This is a genomic window from Neisseria sp. P0009.S007, assembly GCF_051962515.1.
Map to the genome: position 1 here is coordinate 1 of NZ_JBQCVF010000682.1, position 876 is coordinate 876.

2 protein-coding genes are annotated in these 876 nt (G+C 41.8%); both read right to left on the reverse strand.

Going from position 1 to position 876, the window contains the following annotated elements:
* Positions 1–204: 204 nt before the first annotated feature.
* Positions 205–552: a hypothetical protein gene (locus tag ACTHS3_RS15640; RefSeq protein WP_063076401.1), complete on the reverse strand. Its 348-nt coding sequence runs from the start codon at positions 550–552 to the stop codon at positions 205–207.
* On the reverse strand, positions 536–838 hold the full coding sequence (locus tag ACTHS3_RS15645) for an integration host factor subunit alpha (RefSeq protein ID WP_003680933.1): 303 nt from the start codon (positions 836–838) through the stop codon (positions 536–538). Before ACTHS3_RS15645 ends, ACTHS3_RS15640 begins: the two co-directional genes overlap by 17 nt.
* Positions 839–876: the final 38 nt, after the last annotated feature.

Sequence of the window (876 nt, forward strand, 5' to 3'; positions counted from 1 at the left end):
GACTGTTTCTTCCCAATCGGCAAACAAGAGGCTAAGTATAACATTTACAGCTATTTCATAGAATCATTTGCTCAAGATTCTGATATTTTGAAAGCAATATAAAACAATAAAGGCCGTCTGAAAATCATTCAAACAGCCTTTATTAGAATCAATTATGCAAATCTTTGTATGCCTTTGCACTTTTGATCAGAATTTCCCTATCGATTACAGCTCGACATGGTGGTTTTGTTGCTCAGAACCAAGATGACGCTCCAAATCAGACAAAATCTGCATCAGACCATGACGAACTTCTTCCGCATTGGCGGCAGGATTGCCGTTTGCATCCAAAGCGCCACGGCTGAATGTATCGATGTACGGTTCAAACGTATCTTTCAGTTTCAACAACTTAACTACATCTGAGCGCGTATATCTATCGCCACCGTATCCAATCACAACATTATTTTCATGCTGCCATTGGGCAAACTGAGCCGGACTGATTTGCACCAATTGGCACATTTCATCCAACGTAAAATAACGCTTGGCAGGAATAACCGGATTATTGTTGTTTGTCATAGTAATGCTCCACCATGCCTTTGAGTTTTTGGCTGGCATGGAAAGTTACCACACGACGTGCGGTAATCGGCACTTCTTCGCCTGTTTTAGGGTTACGGCCTGGGCGTTGAGGTTTGTCGCGCAATTGGAAATTGCCGAAACCGGAAATTTTAATTTCTTCACCACGCGCCAAAGTGCTGCGGATTTCTTCAAAAAAGAGTTCGACGATTTCTTTGGCATCATTCTTGGTGACGTTGCTGACTTTGTCGACCAAAATATCAGCCAATTCTGCTTTAGTTAGTGTCATGTGTTTACCTTCATTCAAACTGGTGCAATTATTACCAA

What these genes read in the sequence shown, in the direction of transcription:
- ACTHS3_RS15640 (WP_063076401.1), bottom strand. Translation starts at nt 552, where the DNA reads ATGACAAACAACAATAATCCGGTTATTCCTGCCAAGCGTTATTTTACG.
- ACTHS3_RS15645 (WP_003680933.1), bottom strand. Translation starts at nt 838, where the DNA reads ATGACACTAACTAAAGCAGAATTGGCTGATATTTTGGTCGACAAAGTC.